This window comes from Saccharospirillum sp. MSK14-1 (assembly GCF_003054965.1).
Classification (GTDB): Bacteria; Pseudomonadota; Gammaproteobacteria; order Pseudomonadales; family Natronospirillaceae; genus Saccharospirillum.
Genome location: NZ_MIES01000033.1, coordinates 1,134,582 through 1,156,292 on the forward strand (window position 1 = coordinate 1,134,582; position 21,711 = coordinate 1,156,292).

Here is a 21,711-nt window from a genome sequence, read left to right on the forward strand (position 1 = left end):
CTCAGGCCTCCTGCTCGATGCGCGTCAAGTTGTCGCGAAGAATCGGACCGTATTCGTACTTACCGGCACACACATAGGTGCACAGCGCCAGGTCCTCTTCATCCAGCTCCAGAGCACCGAGTTGCTCAGCCGCGTCGAGGTCACCTACGACCAGAGCACGCAACAGCTGGGTTGGCAGGATGTCCAATGGCATGACTTTTTCGAACTGCCCCACCGGCAACATGGCTCGTTCGGAACCGTTGGTGGTGGTGGTAAAGTCGAATTTCTTGCCCTTGAATAACTTGGACAGATAGATATTCAGTACGGAGTGACGGTTACGACCGGCCTGCAAATAATGCAGGATCGGACGCTCGCGACCTTCGGCCAGAACGCTCACCTGAGTGTGATGACGACCCAGGAAGGTCACCTCATCAACGCCACCGCGGCCGCCAAAGACAGAACCGGAAATCAGTCGGCTCTCGCCGTCTTTCAGTTCATCGCGACTCAGATCGAACAGAGAAGCGCCAACGCGGGTACGGACCAAACGAGGTTCTTTCACCTGCGGGCCCGCCAGTGCGACCACACGGTCCATGGATAGCTGACCGGTCGTCACCAGTTTCGCCAGGGCAATCACGTCCTGGTAACCGATACTCCAGACGGTCTTTTCAAGGCTGACCGGTTCCAGAAAATGAATGTGCGTTCCGCTGTTGCCTGCCGGATGAACACCGGCAAATTCCTCGACACTGATGCCATCAGTGGTCGGGATTTTGGCACCCGGAGCTTTGCACAACCAGACTTTGCCGTCAGTCAGCTTAGTCAACAAGGACAAACCCTGAGTGAAGGCTTCCGCTTGTTCAGCAATAACCACTTCGGGATTCGCCGCCAACGGATTGGTATCCATTGCTTGCACGAAAATGGCCGCTGGTGTGCTGTCGATAGCAGGGACTTTGGAATAAGGACGTGTGCGGAACGCTGACCAGAAACCCGATTTAACCAGACGCTCGCGCAAGGTGGCAGCATCCAGACTGGCCAGCTGATCGGCTGGCGTGGCTCCGAAGTCTTCAGCGTCGTTGCCGTCAACCTCAAACACCATGGATTGGAAAACACGCCGAGCGCCTCGGTTGATGGCTTTTACGATGCCCGAAGCTGGCGCAGTGTAAACGATACCCTCTGATTTTTTGTCGGTGAAAACCGGTTGACCGAGCTTCACTCGATCGCCTTCGCGCACCAACATCGTCGGTTTCATACCCTGGTAGTCGTAACCGACCAGGGCGACGGTCGAAACCGGCCGACCGTCCGAAATTTCCTGGCGCGGTGCACCGGAGATCGGAAGGTCGAGCCCTTTACTGATCTTTATCATAGTGTGCTTTACCCGATGACTGACAGACGGAACCGGTAGGACACGGCCCATTCCGGCAGTCTGGTGTCAAATGCGTTTCAGGCCGGAGAGACTTGTGCCAAGGCGGCAAACCTGACCAACCCACCTAGAAAAAGCGGGCCCAAGTATAAAGATCGTCACCCGCCATTGCTACCATCACGCTGCCTTTATTCGAACAGCGCTATTTTTGTATAAAGCCTGTACAGTGGCGCCTGTGGCTGTGCCGGCCGTTGCTTTTTTGATAGCATTCGCGCCCTTCTGTACCGCCAGGAAGCCACAATCCTCCATGCTCAGTCACACGCTCAATCGACCCGAAACAAGTGGCGACCATCGTCGCGTTGGCAACGTCCGCGGCAGTGCCGACAGTGCCTACTTGGCAGAGCTGATTCGCGACCAGGGTGGCACACTGCTGGTCATTGCCGACAGCCCCGCTCAACTGGACCGACTGGCCACTGAGCTGGCCGTCTTTCGCGCCACCGATGACGCCTGGGAAATTCTCAGTTTCCCCGATTGGGAAACCCTGCCCTACGACAATTTTTCGCCGCACGAAGACATCATCTCCGACCGATTGAGCCTACTGAACCAATTGGCCGAGGCGCCCCATGGGATCTGCCTGACCACCGCAGCCAACCTCAGTCACCGACTGCCACCACGCGAAGCGCTGATCGGCACTGCCTTCGATTGGCATCTAGGACAAACCCTAGACCTAGCAGCGCAAAGGCGCCAGTTAGAAAGCGCCGGTTATCGTGCTACGGATACGGTTTACCAACACGGCGAGTTTGCTGTGCGCGGCGCCATTCTCGATGTTTTCCCGATGGGTGCCGATCGCCCCATTCGAGTCGATCTGTTCGATGACGAAATCGAATCGCTGAAATGGTTCGATGCCGAGACCCAGCGTTCAGAAGAGTCGTTGGAACGCATTACCCTGCTGCCCGGCCGTGAAGTGCCGATGACCGAGACCGGAATCAGCCGCTTCCGCCAAGCATTCCGTGAGCGCTTTGATGTCGATTTCAGCCGTTGTACCGTTTATCAGGATGTCAGCGAAGGCATCGCGCCCGGCGGTATCGAGTACTTCCTGCCACTGTTTTATGAACGCACCGACACACTCTGGGATTATCTGCCAGACAACACTCTGGTCGTACAGGGCGACAATCTGGAAACCGCCCTAGAACAATTCTGGGGCGAAGTCGAAGCCCGTTATGAGAATCGACGCCACGACCTGACCCAACCCATACTCACGCCCACGGAACTGTTTACACCCAGCAATGAGCTCTTTGGCCGCGCCAATGGGTTTCCGCGTCTGACGCTCTCCACGCAAGCGGTTCGCGAACAAAGCGGCCATCTCAACCTCCCGGTTGAGGCGCCAGAAGAACTGCCGGTCGATCATCGCGCCCAACAGCCACTGCTGCATCTGGAGCGTTTCCTGATGGAAAGCTCGTATCGGGTGCTGTTCTGTGCTGAATCCCTGGGTCGGCGGGAAGCATTGAAAGAGCTGCTGGACGGCATTGGTGTTCAGCCACAAAGCGTTGCCCGAGTCAGCGATTTCATCGCCGATAGCCGCGTTCGCTATGGCTTGACCGTGGCACCGTTAAGCGACGGTCTGGTCGCCCTTGAAGGCGAGTTCGTACTGATCAGTGAAACTCAGCTGTTCGGCGATTACGTGGTTCAGCAACGCCGGCGCAGTCGCAGCCAGACCGATAATAACGATCAGATCATCAAGAACCTGACTGAGCTGAGTCCCGGTGCGCCGGTGGTTCATCTCGATCATGGTGTTGGTCGCTATACCGGGCTGGAAACGCTGGAAGTGGACGGCCAGGCGCAGGAATTTGTCATGCTGACCTACGCCGAAGGATCCAAGCTGTATGTACCCGTCAGCAACTTGCACCTGATCAGCCGTTACTCCGGCGCTGACATCGACCAGGCACCGCTGCACAAACTCGGTAACGACCGCTGGGCCAAAACCAAGCGTAAAGCAGCGGAAAAAGTCCGCGATACCGCCGCTGAATTACTCAGCCTCTATGCCGAGCGCGAAGCGCGCAGCGGCCACAATTTCGAGTTCGCCGAAGCCGATTATCACCGTTTCAGTGCCGGTTTTGGCTTTGAAGAAACCGCCGACCAAGCCAACGCCATCGATGCGGTTATCGCCGATATGAAACGCCAGCAGCCGATGGATCGGCTGGTGTGTGGCGATGTCGGTTTCGGCAAAACCGAAGTGGCCTTACGCGCAGCGTTTATTGCGGCACAGGCAGGCCGCCAGGTAGCGGTACTGGTGCCGACGACCTTGCTCGCCCAACAACATTTCGAAAACTTCCGAGACCGCTTTGCCGACTGGCCAGTCCGCGTCGAAGCGCTAAGCCGCTTCCGCTCCGACAAAGAAACCAATGCCATCATTGAAGGTTTGGCCGAAGGCCGCGTCGACATCGTCGTCGGCACACACAAACTGCTGCAAAAGGACGTGCGTTTTAAAGATCTGGGCTTACTGATCATCGACGAAGAACATCGTTTTGGGGTGACTCAGAAAGAGAAGATCAAAGCACTGCGCGCCAACGTCGATATCCTGACACTGACCGCCACACCGATTCCACGCACCCTGAACATGTCGATGTCCGGGGTTCGTGATCTCAGCATCATTGCCACCCCACCCGCTCGCCGTTTATCGGTCAAAACCTTTGTCCGGGAGCGCGACGACGCCCAAGTGAAGGAAGCCTTACTGCGCGAAATTCTGCGTGGCGGCCAGGTCTACTACCTGCACAATGAAGTCAGCACCATCGAGCGCACGGCCAGCGCCTTGCGCGAACTGGTACCAGAAGCGCGGATCGTGGTCGCGCACGGCCAAATGCCGGAGCGGCAATTGGAACGCATCATGTCCGACTTCTATCACAAGCGGTTCAACGTGCTGCTGTGCACCACCATTATTGAAACCGGCATTGATGTGCCGTCGGCCAACACCATCGTCATCGAACGCGCCGATCGTTTTGGTCTGGCGCAGTTGCATCAGTTGCGCGGTCGCGTTGGTCGCTCGCACCATCAGGCCTACGCCTACTTAATGACACCGCCATGGAAGTCACTGACCAAAGACGCTCAAAAGCGGCTCGAAGCCATTGGCGAAGCACAGGATCTGGGCGCTGGCTTTACGCTGGCCACACACGATTTGGAAATTCGCGGTGCCGGTGAATTGCTCGGTGATGAGCAAAGCGGCCATATTGAAGGCATTGGCTTCTCTCTCTACCTGGACATGTTGAATCGTGCCGTCAAAGCCATTCAAGCGGGTGAAACCTTCTCGCCCGAAGTGGCCGAACGTGGCGGTGTCGACTTGAACTTGCGCATTCCGGCACTGATTCCGGACGATTACATTCCCGATATCAATACGCGACTGTCGCTCTACAAGCGCATCGCCTCTGCGGCCGATGCCGACGAGCTGGATGAACTGCAGGTGGAAATGATCGACCGCTTTGGCTTATTGCCAGATGCGGTGCGCAATTTGTTCCGTCAAACATCGGTTCGTCTGCGCCTGGAACCACTGGGTATTGAGCGCTTCGATGTTGGCCCCAGCGGCGGTTTTATCGACTTCGCCAAAGACACCGTCATTGATCCGTTCCGTCTGGTGCAATTGATTCAGTCACAGCCTCACCGTTTCAAGCTGAAAAATGGGACTCAGCTGCGTTTCAATGCGGACTGTGAGACACCCGAACAGCGGTTTGACACCGTCGAAGAAATCCTCACACTGATCACCAGCCAACCCGGATGAGACCCCTGATGACATTCAAACATGCCGTCCTGGCATTGACGTTGACACTGATAACGACGCTGGCGCTGGCCGAATCCGATGAGGAACGCTGGTATCAGGTTGAAATTCTGGTGTTCGAGAATCCCGACCGTGAGACCGACAGCCCGGAGCAATGGCCAACCTATCCCACCCTGGCTGAGCGTCCCTTTCGCATTGAACTGCCCAACACGCTGCGCTTTGATCGTGAGGAGCAAGAGGAAGAAGACCCGGACGCCGAACCGTTAGAAAGTCATGAGATTACCTATGGTCCAGAACGGACCGTTCTCGATGGTGACCTCAACGAACTGACGCCTTTTCGTTTACTCGGCGAATCCGAGTATCAATTGGCGGAAGAAATTGAGGCCATGAACCGTCGTGATGGCTATCGACTGTTATTTCATCAAGCCTGGGTACAGCCGGTGCCAGGTCGCGACGATGTCGAGTTGCTGCGCATCAGCGGTGGCAACAGCTACGGTCAGCAACCTGAGCTGCAAGGCTATTTGGAGTTGTATGTTGAACGGTATTTCCACCTCACAACTGACCTGCAGCTCATTCACTACACCCAGACAGACAACCCTTTTCGTCTGATTGATGACAGCCTGGAAAATGAAGCAAGTGCGCCCTTCCCCGGTTTATCGTTAAACCAAGGCGCACCGGTGTTTCAAAGTGAGCTATCCCGGCAAACCAATAGCGACCGCTTTTTTGTCGCTACTGACAGCATCAGCCTGCAACAGCGTCGTCGTATGCGCAGCGGTGATTTGCATTATTTAGACAATCCGGAATTCGGCATGCTGATCCTGATTACCCCCATAGACCGGTAATCATCATTGGATTCAGCCCAATAAAAAAGGTCGGCAATGCCGACCTTTTTTATGCGAATAACTGGCTGATCAAGATCCGTAAAACCGATCGACCGCAACATGCAAAATGCGTTTAACCCGTTCCATACCATCGGCCAGATTTTCATCGATCTGCTTAATGGTAATCACACCTTCGCCTTTACCCGCCGCTGGATTCACCACCAAGGATAACCCGGCATAACGCAACTTGAGTTCGCGCGCCAGGACAGCTTCAGGCATTCCGGTCATACCGACGATATCGCAGCCATCCTGTTCCATACGGAAAATTTCGGCAGCGGTTTCCAAACGGGGTCCCTGAGTAGCGCCATATACCCCTCCATTAATCACCGCTTCGTTAGCACCTTTGGCCGATTGCAATAACAATTGACGCAACGATTCGGTGTAGGGGTAGCTGAAATCGACGTGTGTGACGCTGGCTAATTCGCCTTCAAAAATGGTCGATTCACGACTGTGGGTATAATCGATCACCTGCATCGGCACCACCAGCGAGCCGGTCGACATATTGCGGGTAATGCCGCCGACGGCGGTAACAGCAATCACGTCAGTGGCATACAACGTTTGCAGCGCCCATAGGTTGGCACGGTAATTCACCTGATGGGGCGGAATACGATGAGGGTGTCCATGGCGCGCCAAAAACAACACTCGATATCCGTCCATTTCGCCCTCTAATACCGGCGCCGAAGGACTGCCGAAAGGTGTTTGCACATCGTGTGCTTTGGAAATTGTCAGTCCCGGTAACTGCGTCAAACCGGTACCGCCAATAATGGCCAGTGTTTCTGACATCCGTGACACCTCCCGCTGCTCTTGTTGTTGGTGTGGTTTGGGTGTTTTTGGCCTCCCCGCCTGGACTCGAACCAGGATTTAGGCCTTAGGAGGGCCTCGTTCTATCCAGTTGAACTACAGGGAGTCGGCGGGCATTGTACCGACCCCTCGGCAGCATGGAAACCGTTTGTGATCAAGGCATTAGCGACGTCGCTGCAATGTTCACACGCCGCCATGACCGCTATAATCGCCGCCAGGATACCAAGGATAAAACCATGACTGATCTTGATCTGGACCAACTGGCCGACTGGCTGGAAGACGACCAACGCGCCGACGATTGCTTGGACATTCACGGCCTGCACGGTTATCTGACTGCGTTAGCCATCAGTGCCCAGCCGTTGTCTGACGAATGGTTGGCCAGCGCGATTGACCAATCGCTGCACGACCTGCCCGATGCAGAGGCCCAATGGTTTGCTGATCAGTGCGTGCAACTGCATCAACAGATTGCCACCGAACTCTATGCTGACGACGGCATTGCCTTAACGTTCGAACCCACCGCCGACTGGCAGGATTCTCCGCAGCAGTTTTGGGCTGAGGCGTTTATGGAAGTGGTCTTTACCGAGCCAGAGCATTTTGCAAGTGACCAGGAAGACAGTTTGGCCACTCTGCTTTTGCCCATCGAAGTGGCTTCCGGTTTGTTTGCCGATGAAGCCGACTACCAACCGATTTACCGTCAACCCAAATTGATTCGCCAGATGGTCGACGACCTGCCTGAAGTACTGACCGATCTCTACTTGCTGCTGCAAGCACCGGTGAAATAACTCAGAGTTTGTTGCCACCCCGGCAATCCGGAGAGGCCGGTGCCTGACCTGCCCACTCTTGTGGCGCATAAGCATGAATCGCCAACGCATGCACCGGCCCACTCAGCTCGTCTTGCAAAAGCCCATAGACCAATTGATGCCGCTTAACCGAGCGCAAACCATCGAACCGATCACTGACGATTTCCAGACGAAAATGCGTTTCGCTGTTTTCCGGAACCGAATGGCGATGGCTTTCGTTTTCGATCAGCAGATGGGATGGCGACAATTCCGCCAGTTTGGATTCAATGCGTTCGGCGACAGACATGATTAACCTCAATAAGAGTAACAAAGGTGGGCTAACAGAGCCCGTTGCCAAAATGGGCGGCAACGTCTGAATATCAACCCGGGCCGCGCAATTGCTGTTGATGCTCGAGTAAGCTCGTTGCTTCATAGGTCATCTGCAACACCTTGGCATCGACGCCGGCACGATGATGACTCAAGCCCTGCTCGGTGCGTATCCGGTGTTTGGTGTCATCCCAGACCGATAACTGAAATTCGCTGAGAATGCGTGGCAAAGTTTCCAAACGAAACGTCATTGTTTTGCGGGCGCTGTAATACAACAGCGCCAACCAACCAGAATCAAAACCCCAGCCATCGCTGTACAGAATCTGACCTTCGAGCAGCTCGTTCAACTGATCAGCAACCAGCGCTACCGAAACACCCTCACTCGACAACAGATCACGGCTAATACCGTGAATCGCTTCAGCACCGTCATCCCAATGCAACCAATCTGGCTCCGGCACAACCAGCCAGGCGTATTCTTCGCCCTGCTCCGTGGCGACGCCGACTTCGATGGGGTAACTGCCCCGGCCGAAACCGGACGCTTCTATGTCCAAAATACCTGGCAACAACATCCGCGCTAACAACCTACTCCTGCAATGGGATTGGCCCGTTCCAGGGCATGTTTAACAGTCTGATCAATCACTTAGCAAGCTTTACCTGCATCACAATGATGCTAGCAGCCGCCGAAGCAACTTGCCGACTAGAGTGACTCAAACGCCGCTGCGACCGCACTGGGTGTCAGAATCTGCGGCAACAATCGCGGTGCATCGCCATTCGCAGGATACACAACATACAAGGGCACACCGTTGCGGCCGAAACGCTCAATCAATGCATCCACTTCGGGCGACGGCCGTGTCCAGTCGGCTCGCATCAGTTGAACGCCCGTGCGCTGTACCAAGCGATCAAAGGCATCGCCCGACAAGGCGACCGATTCGTTGGCTTTGCAAGTAATACACCAGGCGGCTGTGACATCGAGGAAAACCGCTGTGCCATTCGCCTGGTAGCGTTGCAAGGTGGCCGCATCATAGGGTTGCCATTGCTCATCCGGTTGAGGCGCGGTAAACACCAACGACAACGCGCAGAGCGTCACCACAATCTGAGCGCCACGCAGCAACCATAAGGGTGCACCGGTAATGCGCACTGCCCAGCGATGAGCCCACAACACCAGAACCAACAACAGCAAACCCAATCCGGCGGTCATGATGACGACTGGTTCCGTCAGCTCAACCAAAATCCACAACAACCATATGACGGTGGCGAATAATGGGAACGCCATCAGCTGACGAAACGTCACCATCCAGGCACCGGGTCGGGGTAAAAATCGACCGAGATTTGGCAGGTAGGTCAGCACCAGAATCGGCAATGCCAACCCCAGCCCCATCACCGCGAAGAGGGTCAAACCAATCGCCGCCGGTTGGGTAACGGCGTAACCGATGGCGGCGCCCATAAAAGGCGCTGTACAGGGAGTTGCCACGAGAGTTGCCAACACGCCGGTAAAGAAACTGCCACTCCAGCCAGCACGCGTGGCCAAGCTTTGACCCGCGCCCATCCAGCGACCGGCGATTTCTACAAACCCACTCATCGCCAGAGCCAGCACAAAAAACAGAACCACCAGCGACGCCACAAAACCGGGCGATTGCAATTGGAAACCCCAACCGACCCAGGCACCGAGAGAACGCAATACCAACAAAACCATCGCGACCAGCACGAAACTGATCACCACGCCGGCGGTGTAAAGCCAGCCATGAACGATGGCACTGTGGCTGGTTTCGTCCGGACCGGGTTCAGCACGGTGCTGCACCAGCTGCAGCGCTTTTAACGACAACACCGGAAACACACAGGGCATTAGGTTAAGAATCAAACCACCGAGCAAGGCGAACACCAGTGCGCTGGCCAGCGTAATCGTTGCCAACTCAGAGCCGCTGGCGTTGTTAGCAGACAGTTCAAGGATCGCGGAGTCGTTGAACGAGGAAAAACCACCCATGCCTGACTCAGCATTGACCAGAGCGACGCCGTTTAAATCGAAACGCCGCTTTTGCGGTGGATAACACAAGCCGGCATCCGCACAGCCCTGATAGACCACTTCAATCTCGCCGCCGTCGTTTTGCACCGGATAAACAGCGGTCATGCTGTTGTAGTAGACCACCATCTGCTGATCGAAAGTGGGATCGTATTTTTCCACCGCACCGGGTGACAACTGCACTGAGCCCAGTTCAGCACCGTCGCTCGGCAGGACGCGGTGCTGATCGCGATACAAATAATAATCATCGGCAATCTGCCAATGCAGTCGCAGCGATTCGCCCTGACGCTCGACCGTCAGCTGAAAGGCGTCATCCACCGGCAGAAAATCGGTTGCCTGAGCCAGACTGGCCACCATCATCAGCAATACTGCGACTAGCGATTTCATCGAACCTCAGGTCCTTACTGTTAGAGCGTCAACGCAAGCGTGCCGGCGCCGGGTCTGTCAATTTGGCGTCAACAAATAGTAGAGAGGGCAAGGGGCCACCGACCAGCCAGCTTTCAGCTTCTTTACCTTGCGATGACCGCCAGTTTAGACCACAGAGCAATACACAGCTTCACCCGTTGGCATCCCTTGCCTATACTGCCTGCTTCAATTCCTGTGGACCTACAATCAATGACGCTGGCAACCGGTCTTCTGCAGTGGCAGTGGTGGCATCCTGTGCTCTACACCCTGGTACTGACGCACCTGACTATCGTTTCTGTAACCGTTTATCTGCACCGCCACAGCGCCCATCGCGCGCTGGATCTTCATCCAGTTCTGGCCCATTTTTTCCGTTTTTGGTTGTGGCTGACCACCGCCATCATCACCAAAGAATGGACCGCCATTCATCGTCGGCATCACGCCAGCTGCGAGACCGAGGATGATCCGCACAGCCCGCAGATTCTCGGTCTGCGCAAAGTTCTCTGGCAAGGCGCCGAATTGTACAAAGAGGCGGCCAACGAACCAACGCTGAAGCGCTACGGCAACGGTACGCCGGACGATTGGATTGAGCGTCATCTGTACAGCCACAAGATCGGTAACTGGGCCGGCATCGCCTTGATGGCGGTGATTAATATCTCCTTGTTCGGTCCCATTGGTTTATCCATCTGGGCCATTCAGATGTTGTGGATTCCGTTCTGGGCCGCTGGTGTGATTAACGGCGTGGCGCATTTTTGGGGTTACCGCAATTACGAGTCGCCCGATGCAGCGCGTAACCTGGTGCCCTGGGGCATCGTGATCGGTGGCGAAGAGCTGCACAACAATCACCACACCTATCCCAATTCGGCCAAGCTGTCGTCACGTTGGTATGAATTTGATTTGGGCTGGGCCTACATTCGTTTGTTCAAGGCGTTGGGTCTGGCCAGCAAAATCCGCCGTGGCCCACTGGTCTTCCGTCACGACGGCAAATCGATGATCGATGCAGATACCGCCGTCGCGGCCGCGAACGATCGATTTCGCGTCATGGCTCAATTCCATCGCCGGGTTCTGCGCAAGGCCGTTCGCGAAGACGCGGGCATTCGCCTCAGCGCCGGTCAGCATTATCGTCGTCTGTCTGCGTGGTTGTCACAAAACCAGGAGCAATGGGACGAATCGCGCCGTCAGTGGATGACCGAGTTTTTCGACAAGCATCCAGAGCTGCACAAGCTGCACAGCCTCAAAGAAGAGCTGAACGCCATCTGGGCACTGCGCACCCGATCGCGCGACGAATTGGCGGCCGCGTTTAAGGACTGGTGTGAAAAAGCCGAGGCCTACGGCAGCGAAACCCTGGCCGATTTCACCCTGATGTTGCGCCAATACACACTGCAACCGGTCGCTGTTCGTCCTTCATGAGTGATACCAACGCCTTGTTGCAATTGCTGGAAGGTCTGCGGCTGCGCCGTGAGACCATCCAGTACAAACCCCTGGCTGACGCTCTGGGATTAGTGCCGCCTAAACAGATCCAGAAACTGGCGGAACTGCTGGAAGCGGTGCAGGAAGATGATGCGTTGCTGGGCCGGCCTCAACGAGCGGCACTGGTTATTCAAAAAGGCAATGAACCCATTCCTCGCCCGGGCTTTTTTATCAAACTGAAAACCCTCGGTGTTTATCAAGGCACCGACCGAGGGCCGGAAGCGGAGATGTGGCACCAGAACGAATTGGAGCGTCTTTATGAATGGCGCCCCGGCGGCGACTCCGAGAAGAGAGAAACACCATGAGCACCCTCACGTTGTATCACAACCCGCGCTGTTCAAAATCGCGCCAGGCCATGGCGCTGCTGGACGATGCAGGCGTGGCGTATCAGACCCGCCTGTACCTGAAAGAACCGCTGAGCGCGGCTGAAATTAAAACCCTGATCGCTCAGCTAGAAGGCCCGGCCAGCGCCCTTGTGCGCACCAAAGAAGCCGACTATGCCGCCTCAGGGTTGTCGCCCGACAGCAATGCGGACGCCATTGCCAAGGCATTGGCGGACTACCCGAAACTGCTGGAGCGCCCGCTGTTGAGCGATGGCAAATCCGCGCGCATTGGTCGGCCGCCCGAACAGATTCTGGAGCTGATCTGACGTGCCGTATTTGCTGGTGCTTTATTACAGCCGCAACGGCAGTGTGGCGCGGCTGGCACAGGCCATTGCTGCCGGAGCGGATGAAGTCAGTGGTATTGAATCGCGCCTAAGGACTGTCCCGGCGGTACGCGCCGATCACGAAGCGCCGGCCAGCGACATTCCCGACGATGGCCCGCTCTATTGCACACTCGACGATCTGGCCGATTGCGCTGGTCTCGCCCTGGGTTCACCCGGCCGATTTGGTAACATGGCTGCAAGCTTGAAATACTTTCTCGAACAAAGCACCAACGAATGGGTTTCCGGACGATTAATCGGCAAGCCAGCGGGTGTCTTCACCAGCACCAGTACGCCACACGGCGGACAGGAATCAACGCTGCTGTCGATGATGGTGCCACTGCTGCATCATGGTATGTTGATCAGCGGCGTCCCCTTCAGCGAAGCCACCCTGCACAATCACAGCGCAGGCGGTACGCCGTACGGCAGTTCCTGGGTGGCGGGAGCAGATCACAAAACACCGGACGCTGAAGTTCTTCGCCTGGCGCGCCATCAAGGGCGACGATTGGCACAACTGGCATTGAGGCTTGACGATGGCAACCGCTGAAAAAGACAACACCATCAATTTGAACCGCCAACTCAAACTGGCGTACTGGCTATTGATGATCGCCCTCTACGCAGGCGCGTTTTTATACGGTCCGGACTACGGATCCATGCCCCTGGGTGAATGGATTGCTTCGTGTATTGTGGTTGGCCTGTTCAGTTCCATTCCGCTGTTCTGTTTCGTTGCGGTGGCGCACAAACCCCAGCCCGGTTCGGTCAGCTGGCTGAGCTTTCTCATTCTGGCGTATTTGATGTTCGGCATCGTACTGATGTTCAAACCCGGCGATCTGATTGCTGGCCTGGCCATCACCGGCACCACCTTGAACGCCTTCGTGCAAATCATCGTTTGGTTGCGACCGTTCAAAAAAGCCGCCAAGGCGAAAAAAGCACGAGAAGAAGCCATCGCCCAGCGCCAGGCCCAGGCGGCTAAAGAGCAGCAACTTTAACCCGCAGCAAACAGCTTAGAACGCACCATCTTGCGGTACTCGCCGGGCGTCATCGACAGGCGCTCGCGAAATACCCGACCAAAGTAAGCCGCGGTTCTAAAACCACAAGCCTCGCCCACTTCAGCCACGGTCAAATTGGTGTCACGCAACAATTCCCGCGCGCTGTCCAGGCGCAAGCGCAGCACATAAGCCATTGGACTTTCGCCCGTCGCCGCTTGAAAACGTCGACTGAAATTACGCGCGGATTGGTCCACCAATCCCGCCAGATTGGCCAGTGTAATGTCATCGGTCAGATGCTGACGCACCCAGGATTGCACCAGACTGACCCCCTCATCGTGATGCACTGCGCCACCCGGCTCATAATACGGCGTTGAGAAGGTTCGCTTGAGTTCGTGCATAAACTGACGCTCCACCAGCGCCAGCGCTTCTTCACCAAAGGTCTGTTCGATTAAAAACAGCACCAAATCTGTCTGAGCATTGATCGATCCGGCGCAATACAAACCGTCCTCATGAGTCACAAAATGATGGCCTTCAAAATTAACCTGTGGATATCGCTGCCGGAAACGATCCAGGTAATACCAGTGCGTCGTGGCGACTCGGCTATCGAGCAGCCCCGCCTGCGCCAGATGACCGACGCCGGTTCCCGTGGCCGCCAGACGAGCGCCTTGCTGATATTGCTCCACCAGCCAACTCTGCATGGGCTGCGACTGGCTGATCACCGGCCAAGGCGTGCCCCACATGGGCGGGACAAACACCAGGTCGGCCTTATCGGCCTGAGCAAAGGTGTGGTCGGCCTGGACATTCAGACCGCCAACAGCGCGCTGCGGCTGCAAGGTTTCACCGACCAACTGAATGGACAAGGGTGTGTTTGAGCGGCGGCGCACACGATGACGACTGGCGGCGTAAAACATTTCCACCGGTAAGGCGATTCCGGTGAGCAACGACTGCGGACTGATGACAAAGGCCAGTTTCACTCTTGTCCTTTTTGTATTGCTTTTCGTCCAGATAGTTATAACACCGATCACCATCTGTCTCTATAGTCCTCGCCCAGCTATCGACAGACGGACCACAAAACATGAAAGCACTGCCTCTGATCGTCGGCTTTGGCGGCATTAACGCCGCTGGCCGCGTCTCCATGCACCACAGCTATCGTCGCCTGGTACACGACGCACTCGACGACAGTCGGATGGCCGCCACCTGGCAAGATCTGGCGACGCTGATGGGCACCGACGATCGACAGGCGATGCTCGATGGCACTCTGGTCCGCCGCATCAACGCCACCAGTCATTTCGATCCGGACCAGGTGCCGATTCAGAACAAAGCCAAACTGAGTCATGCCGACGGCATGAACTTTGAATTGCCGCGTCGTCAGTTGCCCGACCCCCTGCCCGCCGGCTGGACAGTCACCGGCGAACACGGCAACACCGTGCAGCTTCATGTCGATGGCGATATGGCCGTGCTGCTGCCGGGCAGCTACCGCAGCAAGGTGTCGTCAGCTGGCTCCTTGCCCGCGGGTTTTGATCCGTCGTCTTACTACAACGCTACCCACCATCCGCGCGGTCTGCAGATGGCGGTTTATGGCGCCTCCGATGCCATTCAATCAATGGGCATGGATTGGCAGTCCGTTCTGGAGCGTGTGCGTCCGGATCAGATTTCGGTGTATGCCGGTTCGGCGTATTCGCAGTTGGACCAGGCGGGCTTGCGCGGACTGTATCAGTCGCCAATGACCGGCTCGCGCATTACCTCAAAAATGCTGCCGTTGTCGCTGCCGGAAATGTCGGCAGACTTTATCAACTCCTACATCATCAACAGCGTTGGCAATACCGGCACCAACGTCGGTGCCTGTGCGACCTTCCTGTACAACCTGCGTCAGGGTATGGCCGACATTCAATCCGGCCAGTGCCGGGTAGCGATCGTCGGCAACTCCGAAGCGCCGATCGTGCCGGAAATCATCGAAGGCTTCCGCACCATGGGCGCGTTGGCCGAGGACGATCAATTACGCGCACTCGATAACAGCGATCAGGTGGATAACCGCCGTGCCTGCCGGCCGTTTTCAGCTAACGCCGGTTTCACCATCGCCGAATCCAGCCAGTTTGTGGTGCTGATGGACGATGCACTGGCGCTGGAGTGTGGCGCCACTATCTTCGGTTCCGTCGCCGACGTTTTCGTTAACGCGGACGCCAACAAAAAATCCATTTCCAGTCCCGGCGTTGGCAACTACGTGACCATGGCCAAAACCACCGCTCTGGCCCGCGCCATTCTGGGCGACGCTGGCTTGGCGCGAACCTTTGTGATGGCCCACGGCACCGGCACACCGCAAAACCGGGTTACCGAATCGCACATCTTTAATGAAATCGCTAAGACGTTTGGTATTCAGAAATGGTCGATCAGCGCGATCAAAGCCTACCTCGGCCACACTCAGGCGCCGGCCGCTGGTGACAGTCTGGCTGCAGCACTGGGTGTTTGGACTGAAGGTTATATACCGGGCATCGGTACCATCGATCACATTGCTGACGATGTACATCGTTCTAATCTGGACATTCTGATGCAACATAAAGCTGCGGGAGAGCGCGGCGCGGATATGGATGCGGCGCTGATCAATGCCAAAGGCTTTGGCGGCAATAACGCCAGCGCACTGGTGATGTCGCCAGCGAAAACGCTCGATTTATTGCGTCAGCGCCACGGTCAAAACAGCGTCGATGGTTGGCAAGGTCGCAATGAAACGGTTGTCGCTGCTCAGGCGGATTACGATCGGCGCACTCGCGAAGACGGTTTGAAGGTGATGTACTCCTTCGGCCAACAGGTGATGAATGAAAACGATCTGAGCCTGAGCCGGGAACAGCTGTCACTGAGCCGCTTTACCTCGGCCATCGAGCTGCCACAACACAACCCCTACCTCGATTGATCCACAGCGGGCGGGATCGCCGCTCGCCCGCTGATTTGCGCTTTGCCAAAAGGCCGTTAAAGTAGCGCCGTCCTGAAAACCCTGGAACACCATGAGTCGTTCACGTTTCGAAAAATTCAAGCAGGTGCTGCGCGATCGTCAGCCCGATATGACAGTGCTGACCGATCAGGTCCACAAGGCACAAAACATCTCCGCCATTTTGCGTACCGCCGACGCCGTTGGCATTCCGGAAATCCATATGGTGCAACCGATTCGCGGTCGGCTGGTGTATCACAACACCGCCGGTGGCAGTGGACGCTTTGTGGCCGCGAGAGTGCACGAGACTATTGAACACGCCATGGCCGCGGCCCGCGGGCGCGGCTTCAAGCTCTATGCGGCACATTGGTCACCGCGAGCGCGCAACTATCGCGAGGTGGATTACCGGCAGCCGTTCGCGCTGATTATGGGCGCTGAAAAACGCGGTTTGAGTGATGCCGCTGCCGAGGCCGCAGATGAACATCTGACCATTCCGATGGTCGGCATGGTGGAAAGCTATAATGTCAGCGTGGCGGCAGCAATCATTCTGGAAGAAGCCATGCATCAACGTCGTCAAGCGGGGTTGTATGAGCGCCCCTTCGTTGAGGATTCGAGCTATCACGCCACCTTATTTCGCTGGGCGCAGCCAAAAATGGCGGCCTATTGCGATCGCCATGGACTGCCCTACCCTGAATTGGACGACGATGGCGATTTGATTCCACCCGCCGACCCAGCCTATCGAGGCGCCTTGTGAGCCAAACTGAGACCGCCAACAGTACCGAACAGGATCGTCATCAGCGTATCCAGCGAACCAATGCCTGGGCGGTGGTGGTGGATGGTCTCGCCTTTGTCATCAAACTGACGGTGGGCTGGATGATTGCATCGCCGGCGCTGATTGCCGACGCCATGCACAGCCTGTCCGACCTGCTGGCAGACTTACCGATCATTCTACTGGCACGCATCGCCCGCCAGCGTCCGGACAGCGACCACCCCTATGGCCACGCTCGCTTCGAAACGCTCGGTACCGTGATGCTGGGCGCTCTGCTGCTTACCGTGGCGCTAGGTATTGCCATCGAAACCGTGGAACTGCTGTTTTCAGACACACGTCCGATGCCCAGCCTGCTTGGCTTGGCCACCGTCGTGATCGCCATTGCACTGAAAGAAGGCTATTTCCAATACGCCATTCGCCAGGCCCGCCTGGCCCGCTCGGCATTGATCGAAGCCAATGCCTGGCACGCCCGCTCAGACAGTCTGTCGTCGGTGGTTGTTTTAATCGGTTTGTTGGCCACGCTGGCGGGTTTCCCCGCGCTGGAAATCATCGCGGCGCTCATTGTGGCCGTCATGATTGGCTGGATGGGGATTCGTCTGGCCTGGCAGGCGATTCAGCAACTGGTTGATCAAGGCGTCGATCACGACCGCCAGGATGCTCTGGCAACAACCCTGGCAACCATACCCGGTGTGCGCGATGTGCATTTGCTGCGCACGCGACGCATGGGACCCGACCTGTTCGTCGATGCACACCTGAGAGTCGACAGTCGTATTTCGGTCTCCGAAGGCCACCAGATTAATGAATGGGCGTTAACCACGCTCAAACAACAATACGACGACATCGCTGATGTCACCTTGCATATCGATCACGAACCCGACCCCGATGACAGTCAGGTGCGTCCACTGGCGCCGCTTCGTCCTGCAGTCGAGCGCTTATTGGCCGAATACGATGTTCGCGATTACGATCGTTTAATCATTCACTACCATCAACAACGCGCTCAATTAGAACTGCGTTTTGCCAATGATCAGCAACGTCAGGCAGCGCGTCAGCACTGCCTGCGGTTATTAAATGATATTGATTGGATTGCCGACATAACGCTGACCATTACCGGCGAACGACTCAGTCGATCAACACACTGATGGTGTCGGTGGCGAGCAAATTGCCATCGCCATCGAGCACTTCCAGCTTCCAGATGCCATCCCAGTCGGGCAACATTTCTTTGCTCGAATACACCCGCCAGCGTGGGCCCTGAACGTCGAAACGCACTTCGGCCATCAGGCGATTATTCAACCGCCAACGATGCACGACGGTAGTACCGGTCATGTCTTCCAGTTCGGTGAAGTAATACAAGGGGTTGATGTTGGTGGCGCTGTTCAGTCGATCGACCGGTTCGCGCTCAACGACATTACGGGTGAACTGATGACGGACCACGTCCGCCTGGGCCAGCACTGGCAAGAGGACCGCCAGAAACACGGCCGGCCAACGGAAGCTTCGCATTCTTATTATCTCCTCTTTGCGCGAAGGATTCCGTCAAATTGGCATGAAACGCGAGCGCTGTAAATGCGCTGATCGACTTATTCTACAGTGCCAGGAATCGGTGGTATCGGAGGAGTGACTTCTGCGTTTTGCGCGCGATGACGCAACCAGTGATCCATCAACACCAGCGCCAGCATGGCTTCGGCAATGGGCACGGCACGAATGCCGACACAAGGATCGTGACGCCCTTTGGTGATCATCTCAGTCGCTTCACCCTGGCGGGTAATGCTGCGACCGGGAATGGTGATACTGGAGGTCGGTTTCAGCGCAATGTGCGCTTCAATCGCCTGGCCGGTGGTTATACCACCGACAATGCCGCCGGCGTGATTGGACAAAAATCCCTGCGGACTTAATTCATCGCGATGCTCACTGCCGCGCTGATCGACAACGTCAAAACCGTCGCCAATTTCCACGCCTTTTACCGCATTAATGCTCATCAGCGCCTTGGCAAGATCGGCATCCAGGCGATCAAAAATCGGCTCACCCAGCCCCGGTATCAAACCCGTGGCACGCACACTGACACGCGCGCCAACGGAATCGCCGGCTTTGCGTAATTGCACAATGTGTTCTTCGAGCTGAGCCACTTTATCGGGATCGGCGCTGAAAAACGGGTTCTGCTCGATGGCCGATGCCTCTTTAAAATCCAAGGTTATCGGTCCCATCTGACTGAGCCAACCCTGAATATGAATGCCCTGGGTGGCAAGATAACGCTTGGCAATACCGCCAGCCGCAACGCGCATGGCGGTTTCACGCGCCGAGCTGCGGCCACCACCGCGATAATCACGGAAACCGTATTTCTGATCGTAACCGTAATCAGCGTGAGCGGGCCGATAGGTGTTCATGATGTCCGAATAATCTTTACTGCGCTGATTGGTGTTTTCGATCAACAAGCCAATCGGCGTACCGGTGGTTTTGCCTTCGAAAACCCCCGACAAAATACGCACTTCATCGGCTTCGCGACGCTGAGTCGTGTACTTGCTGGTACCGGGTTTACGACGATCCAGGTCGCCCTGCAAATCCGCTTCTGACAGCGTCATTCCCGGCGGGCAGCCATCGACAATAGCGCCCAGTGCCGGGCCGTGACTTTCACCAAAGGTGGTGACGGTAAAGATTGTTCCGAAGCTGTTGCCTGACATCCTGAATTCCGTAGCCGTGTTGAGTCGGATAACCGATTAAGTAGAGGGATTAAACCTGAGCAAAATGCCTGCGTAAATCCTGCGCACGAACAATAAAGACGCCGAGCCCGCCCTGACTGAACTCTGGCCAGTCCAACGGCAAGTCGGGATAGGCTTCCATCAGCGCACCCGCGCTGTTGCCCACTTCACAGACCAAAAGACCGTCGTCGCTCAAATGGTTGGCCGCTTCGCTCAGCAGGCGGCGCACCAGGTCCAGTCCATCGTCACCTGAAGCCAATCCCAGCCTGGGTTCGTGATGAAATTCGGCGGGCATGGTATCGATGTCTTCAGCGTCAACATACGGCGGATTGGCGATGATTAAATCGTAGTGCGCATCGCCCAGACTTTCGAACAAGTCACCTTGGTAAACATCGACTTGCCAGCCCAGATCTTTGGCGGCCACGTTTTCCACCGCGACGGCGACGGCCGCTTCACTGAGGTCACTCAGATCCACCTGAGCGTCCGGAAACAGACGAGCCGCGGCAATACCGATGCAACCACTGCCGGTGCACAAATCCAGTACGCGTTGCGGTGCCTGCGTTAACCAGGGTTCAAAACCGGTTTCAATCAATTCAGCAATGGGAGAGCGAGGAATCAATACATCGGGAGTGACTTTAAAAGGTTCGCCGCAAAACCAGGCTTCCTGCAGCAGATAGGCCGTCGGCACCTTAGCATCACAACGCTGCTGCAACAGGTGCCACAACTGCGCTCGCTCCTCTTCCAGCAACCGGGTTGCCAGGGCGGCGGCGGGTAGATCCCAATCCAATTGCAGTGCCCGCAGACACAGGAACAGCGACTCATCCCAAGCCGTCTCAAAGCCCTGCCCATGAAACACCTCATGGCGCGCCATCTGGCTGGCGCCAAAACGCACCCAATCGGCCAGTTGCGTCAACTGCTGCCGGCAACGCTGCTGCAGATCGGAATCATCAAATGCAAAGGCGAACTGAGACATGCCGTTAACTAAGCCCTGAAAAAACGAGGCCGCAGTATACCTGAATATTCGCGCACCCGAGACCTAGGTGTTGTCTGTCGATTGCAGCCACTGAGCAATCGGCTCGGGCGTTTCCATATGAGCGTGGTGGCCACCTGCGAACGTCGTCAGATGCAGTTCCGGCACAGCCTCTTTACGAGCAGTCAGCCGTGCTTCATCACCCAAAGGGCTGTCCGCGAACACCGCCAGATGCAAGGGACATGGCAGTCGTTGCAACATCGCCAATACCTGATCTTCGCTCAAACGCCAGTTATTTTCCTGGCGCAGACGCCGGTCGTAATTAAAAAACCAACCCTCGGCATCGAGCCCCACACCACGTCGACTTAACAAACGTGCCGAAGGTTCGGACAACGGAAACCGCCCTGCTGTCCGAGCCTGCCAGAGCAAATCTGGATGCGCGTAATGACGGCGCCGGCTGGCAGGCTTCAGGCGTCGATCATAAATCCGCTGCAAGCGATCCAGATTCCCTGCATCGCTGTCGGTGATTGGCCCGAGCGCATCGAGCGACCATAGACGCTGGATACGCGCGTCCAGCGTCGCCAGCATTTGGCTGAGAATGCCACCCAATGAGTGACCGAGAATGTCATATTCTGGCCAGCCCAAGTCATCCAACAGGTCACCCAGTACGGGCAACCAATCGGGCAGACTCCAGCCGCCACTGCCGGGCAGTGCGGCCGAACGGCCGTGACCGGGCAAATCGATCGCCCAGATTTCCCAATCCACCAAATGCTGCGCCAGCGGCTGAAAGCTCATGGCGTTATCCAGCAAGCCGTGAAACGCCAATACCGGCCGCCCTTTCCCCCAGCGAACGCCTTGAATGCGTCCGTTTAGTGCACTGAATTCACGCAT

The 21,711-nt window shown here is 56.4% G+C and carries 21 protein-coding genes and 1 tRNA gene; 11 read left to right on the forward strand and 11 right to left on the reverse strand.

Annotated features, from left to right (window positions below):
- Nucleotide 1: 1 nt before the first annotated feature.
- Nucleotides 2-1,339 (reverse strand): Na(+)-translocating NADH-quinone reductase subunit A, encoded by a 1,338-nt coding sequence (locus BGP77_RS14285; protein ID WP_108165385.1) that lies wholly within the window; start codon nucleotides 1,337-1,339, stop codon nucleotides 2-4.
- 304 nt (nucleotides 1,340-1,643) lie between these two features.
- Between BGP77_RS14285 and mfd the strand changes: the two genes are divergently transcribed.
- A complete protein-coding gene (gene mfd / locus BGP77_RS14290) occupies nucleotides 1,644-5,105 on the forward strand; it encodes a transcription-repair coupling factor (protein WP_108165386.1) in 3,462 nt (1,153 codons plus the stop codon).
- A gap of 8 nt (nucleotides 5,106-5,113) precedes the next feature.
- A complete protein-coding gene (locus BGP77_RS14295) occupies nucleotides 5,114-5,944 on the forward strand; it encodes a CsiV family protein (RefSeq protein ID WP_158269387.1) in 831 nt (276 codons plus the stop codon).
- 69 nt (nucleotides 5,945-6,013) lie between these two features.
- On the opposite strand, the gene BGP77_RS14300 is transcribed toward BGP77_RS14295, so the two are convergent.
- Nucleotides 6,014-6,766 carry an S-methyl-5'-thioinosine phosphorylase gene (locus tag BGP77_RS14300; protein ID WP_108165388.1) on the reverse strand — a complete coding sequence of 251 codons (753 nt, stop codon included), beginning with the start codon at nucleotides 6,764-6,766 and terminating at the stop codon, nucleotides 6,014-6,016.
- Between the two features lie 48 nt (nucleotides 6,767-6,814).
- Nucleotides 6,815-6,890: transfer RNA gene (locus tag BGP77_RS14305), tRNA-Arg, on the reverse strand.
- 130 nt (nucleotides 6,891-7,020) lie between these two features.
- On the opposite strand from BGP77_RS14305, the gene BGP77_RS14310 reads away from it, so the two are divergent.
- Complete coding sequence (locus BGP77_RS14310) at nucleotides 7,021-7,566, forward strand: YecA family protein (protein ID WP_158269388.1); 546 nt, start codon at nucleotides 7,021-7,023, stop codon at nucleotides 7,564-7,566.
- Between the two features lies 1 nt (nucleotide 7,567).
- Here the strand turns inward: BGP77_RS14310 and BGP77_RS14315 are convergent, their stop codons facing one another.
- The 3 genes from BGP77_RS14315 to BGP77_RS14325 form a co-directional block, all read right to left on the reverse strand.
- Entirely contained in the window at nucleotides 7,568-7,870 is a 303-nt protein-coding gene (locus BGP77_RS14315) for a BolA family transcriptional regulator (RefSeq protein WP_108165390.1), read from the reverse strand.
- Nucleotides 7,871-7,943: 73 nt separating this feature from the next.
- On the reverse strand, nucleotides 7,944-8,459 hold the full coding sequence (locus tag BGP77_RS14320) for a hypothetical protein (protein WP_108165391.1): 516 nt from the start codon (nucleotides 8,457-8,459) through the stop codon (nucleotides 7,944-7,946).
- 128 nt (nucleotides 8,460-8,587) lie between these two features.
- On the reverse strand, nucleotides 8,588-10,294 hold the full coding sequence (locus tag BGP77_RS14325; RefSeq protein WP_108165392.1) for a protein-disulfide reductase DsbD: 1,707 nt from the start codon (nucleotides 10,292-10,294) through the stop codon (nucleotides 8,588-8,590).
- 228 nt (nucleotides 10,295-10,522) lie between these two features.
- On the opposite strand from BGP77_RS14325, the gene BGP77_RS14330 reads away from it, so the two are divergent.
- From BGP77_RS14330 to BGP77_RS14350, 5 genes are read left to right on the forward strand one after another with little or no spacing between them, the layout of a single operon-like run.
- On the forward strand, nucleotides 10,523-11,719 hold the full coding sequence (locus BGP77_RS14330) for a transposase (RefSeq protein WP_108165393.1): 1,197 nt from the start codon (nucleotides 10,523-10,525) through the stop codon (nucleotides 11,717-11,719).
- On the forward strand, nucleotides 11,716-12,084 hold the full coding sequence (locus BGP77_RS14335; RefSeq protein WP_108165394.1) for a hypothetical protein: 369 nt from the start codon (nucleotides 11,716-11,718) through the stop codon (nucleotides 12,082-12,084). The genes BGP77_RS14330 and BGP77_RS14335 overlap by 4 nt, the downstream gene beginning before the upstream one ends.
- Nucleotides 12,081-12,428, forward strand: coding sequence for an arsenate reductase (glutaredoxin) (gene arsC / locus BGP77_RS14340; RefSeq protein ID WP_108165395.1), 348 nt, complete (start codon nucleotides 12,081-12,083; stop codon nucleotides 12,426-12,428). Before BGP77_RS14335 ends, arsC begins: the two co-directional genes overlap by 4 nt.
- A gap of 1 nt (nucleotide 12,429) precedes the next feature.
- A complete protein-coding gene (wrbA, locus tag BGP77_RS14345) occupies nucleotides 12,430-13,029 on the forward strand; it encodes an NAD(P)H:quinone oxidoreductase (RefSeq protein ID WP_108165396.1) in 600 nt (199 codons plus the stop codon).
- A complete protein-coding gene (locus BGP77_RS14350; RefSeq protein WP_108165397.1) occupies nucleotides 13,016-13,471 on the forward strand; it encodes a DUF2069 domain-containing protein in 456 nt (151 codons plus the stop codon). The genes wrbA and BGP77_RS14350 overlap by 14 nt, the downstream gene beginning before the upstream one ends.
- On the opposite strand, the gene BGP77_RS14355 is transcribed toward BGP77_RS14350, so the two are convergent.
- Nucleotides 13,468-14,445 (reverse strand): GlxA family transcriptional regulator, encoded by a 978-nt coding sequence (locus BGP77_RS14355; RefSeq protein ID WP_158269389.1) that lies wholly within the window; start codon nucleotides 14,443-14,445, stop codon nucleotides 13,468-13,470. The genes BGP77_RS14350 and BGP77_RS14355 overlap by 4 nt on opposite strands.
- Nucleotides 14,446-14,546: 101 nt before the next feature.
- Here BGP77_RS14355 and BGP77_RS14360 point away from each other — a divergent pair, with 101 nt between their 5' ends.
- The 3 genes from BGP77_RS14360 to BGP77_RS14370 all read left to right on the forward strand — a co-directional run bounded on the left by BGP77_RS14360 (nucleotide 14,547) and on the right by BGP77_RS14370 (nucleotide 18,299).
- Nucleotides 14,547-16,376, forward strand: coding sequence for a beta-ketoacyl synthase (locus BGP77_RS14360; RefSeq protein WP_108165399.1), 1,830 nt, complete (start codon nucleotides 14,547-14,549; stop codon nucleotides 16,374-16,376).
- 91 nt (nucleotides 16,377-16,467) lie between these two features.
- Nucleotides 16,468-17,145, forward strand: coding sequence for a tRNA (guanosine(18)-2'-O)-methyltransferase TrmH (gene trmH / locus BGP77_RS14365; RefSeq protein WP_108165400.1), 678 nt, complete (start codon nucleotides 16,468-16,470; stop codon nucleotides 17,143-17,145).
- On the forward strand, nucleotides 17,142-18,299 hold the full coding sequence (locus BGP77_RS14370; RefSeq protein WP_158269390.1) for a cation diffusion facilitator family transporter: 1,158 nt from the start codon (nucleotides 17,142-17,144) through the stop codon (nucleotides 18,297-18,299). The genes trmH and BGP77_RS14370 overlap by 4 nt, the downstream gene beginning before the upstream one ends.
- On the opposite strand, the gene BGP77_RS14375 is transcribed toward BGP77_RS14370, so the two are convergent.
- The 4 genes from BGP77_RS14375 to BGP77_RS14390 form a co-directional block, all read right to left on the reverse strand.
- Entirely contained in the window at nucleotides 18,280-18,657 is a 378-nt protein-coding gene (locus tag BGP77_RS14375) for a DUF2914 domain-containing protein (RefSeq protein ID WP_108165402.1), read from the reverse strand. The genes BGP77_RS14370 and BGP77_RS14375 overlap by 20 nt on opposite strands.
- A 77-nt stretch (nucleotides 18,658-18,734) precedes the next feature.
- Nucleotides 18,735-19,832 carry a chorismate synthase gene (gene aroC / locus BGP77_RS14380; RefSeq protein ID WP_108165403.1) on the reverse strand — a complete coding sequence of 366 codons (1,098 nt, stop codon included), beginning with the start codon at nucleotides 19,830-19,832 and terminating at the stop codon, nucleotides 18,735-18,737.
- A gap of 49 nt (nucleotides 19,833-19,881) precedes the next feature.
- Entirely contained in the window at nucleotides 19,882-20,823 is a 942-nt protein-coding gene (gene prmB, locus BGP77_RS14385; RefSeq protein WP_108165404.1) for a 50S ribosomal protein L3 N(5)-glutamine methyltransferase, read from the reverse strand.
- A gap of 63 nt (nucleotides 20,824-20,886) precedes the next feature.
- A complete protein-coding gene (locus tag BGP77_RS14390; RefSeq protein ID WP_108165405.1) occupies nucleotides 20,887-21,711 on the reverse strand; it encodes an alpha/beta fold hydrolase in 825 nt (274 codons plus the stop codon).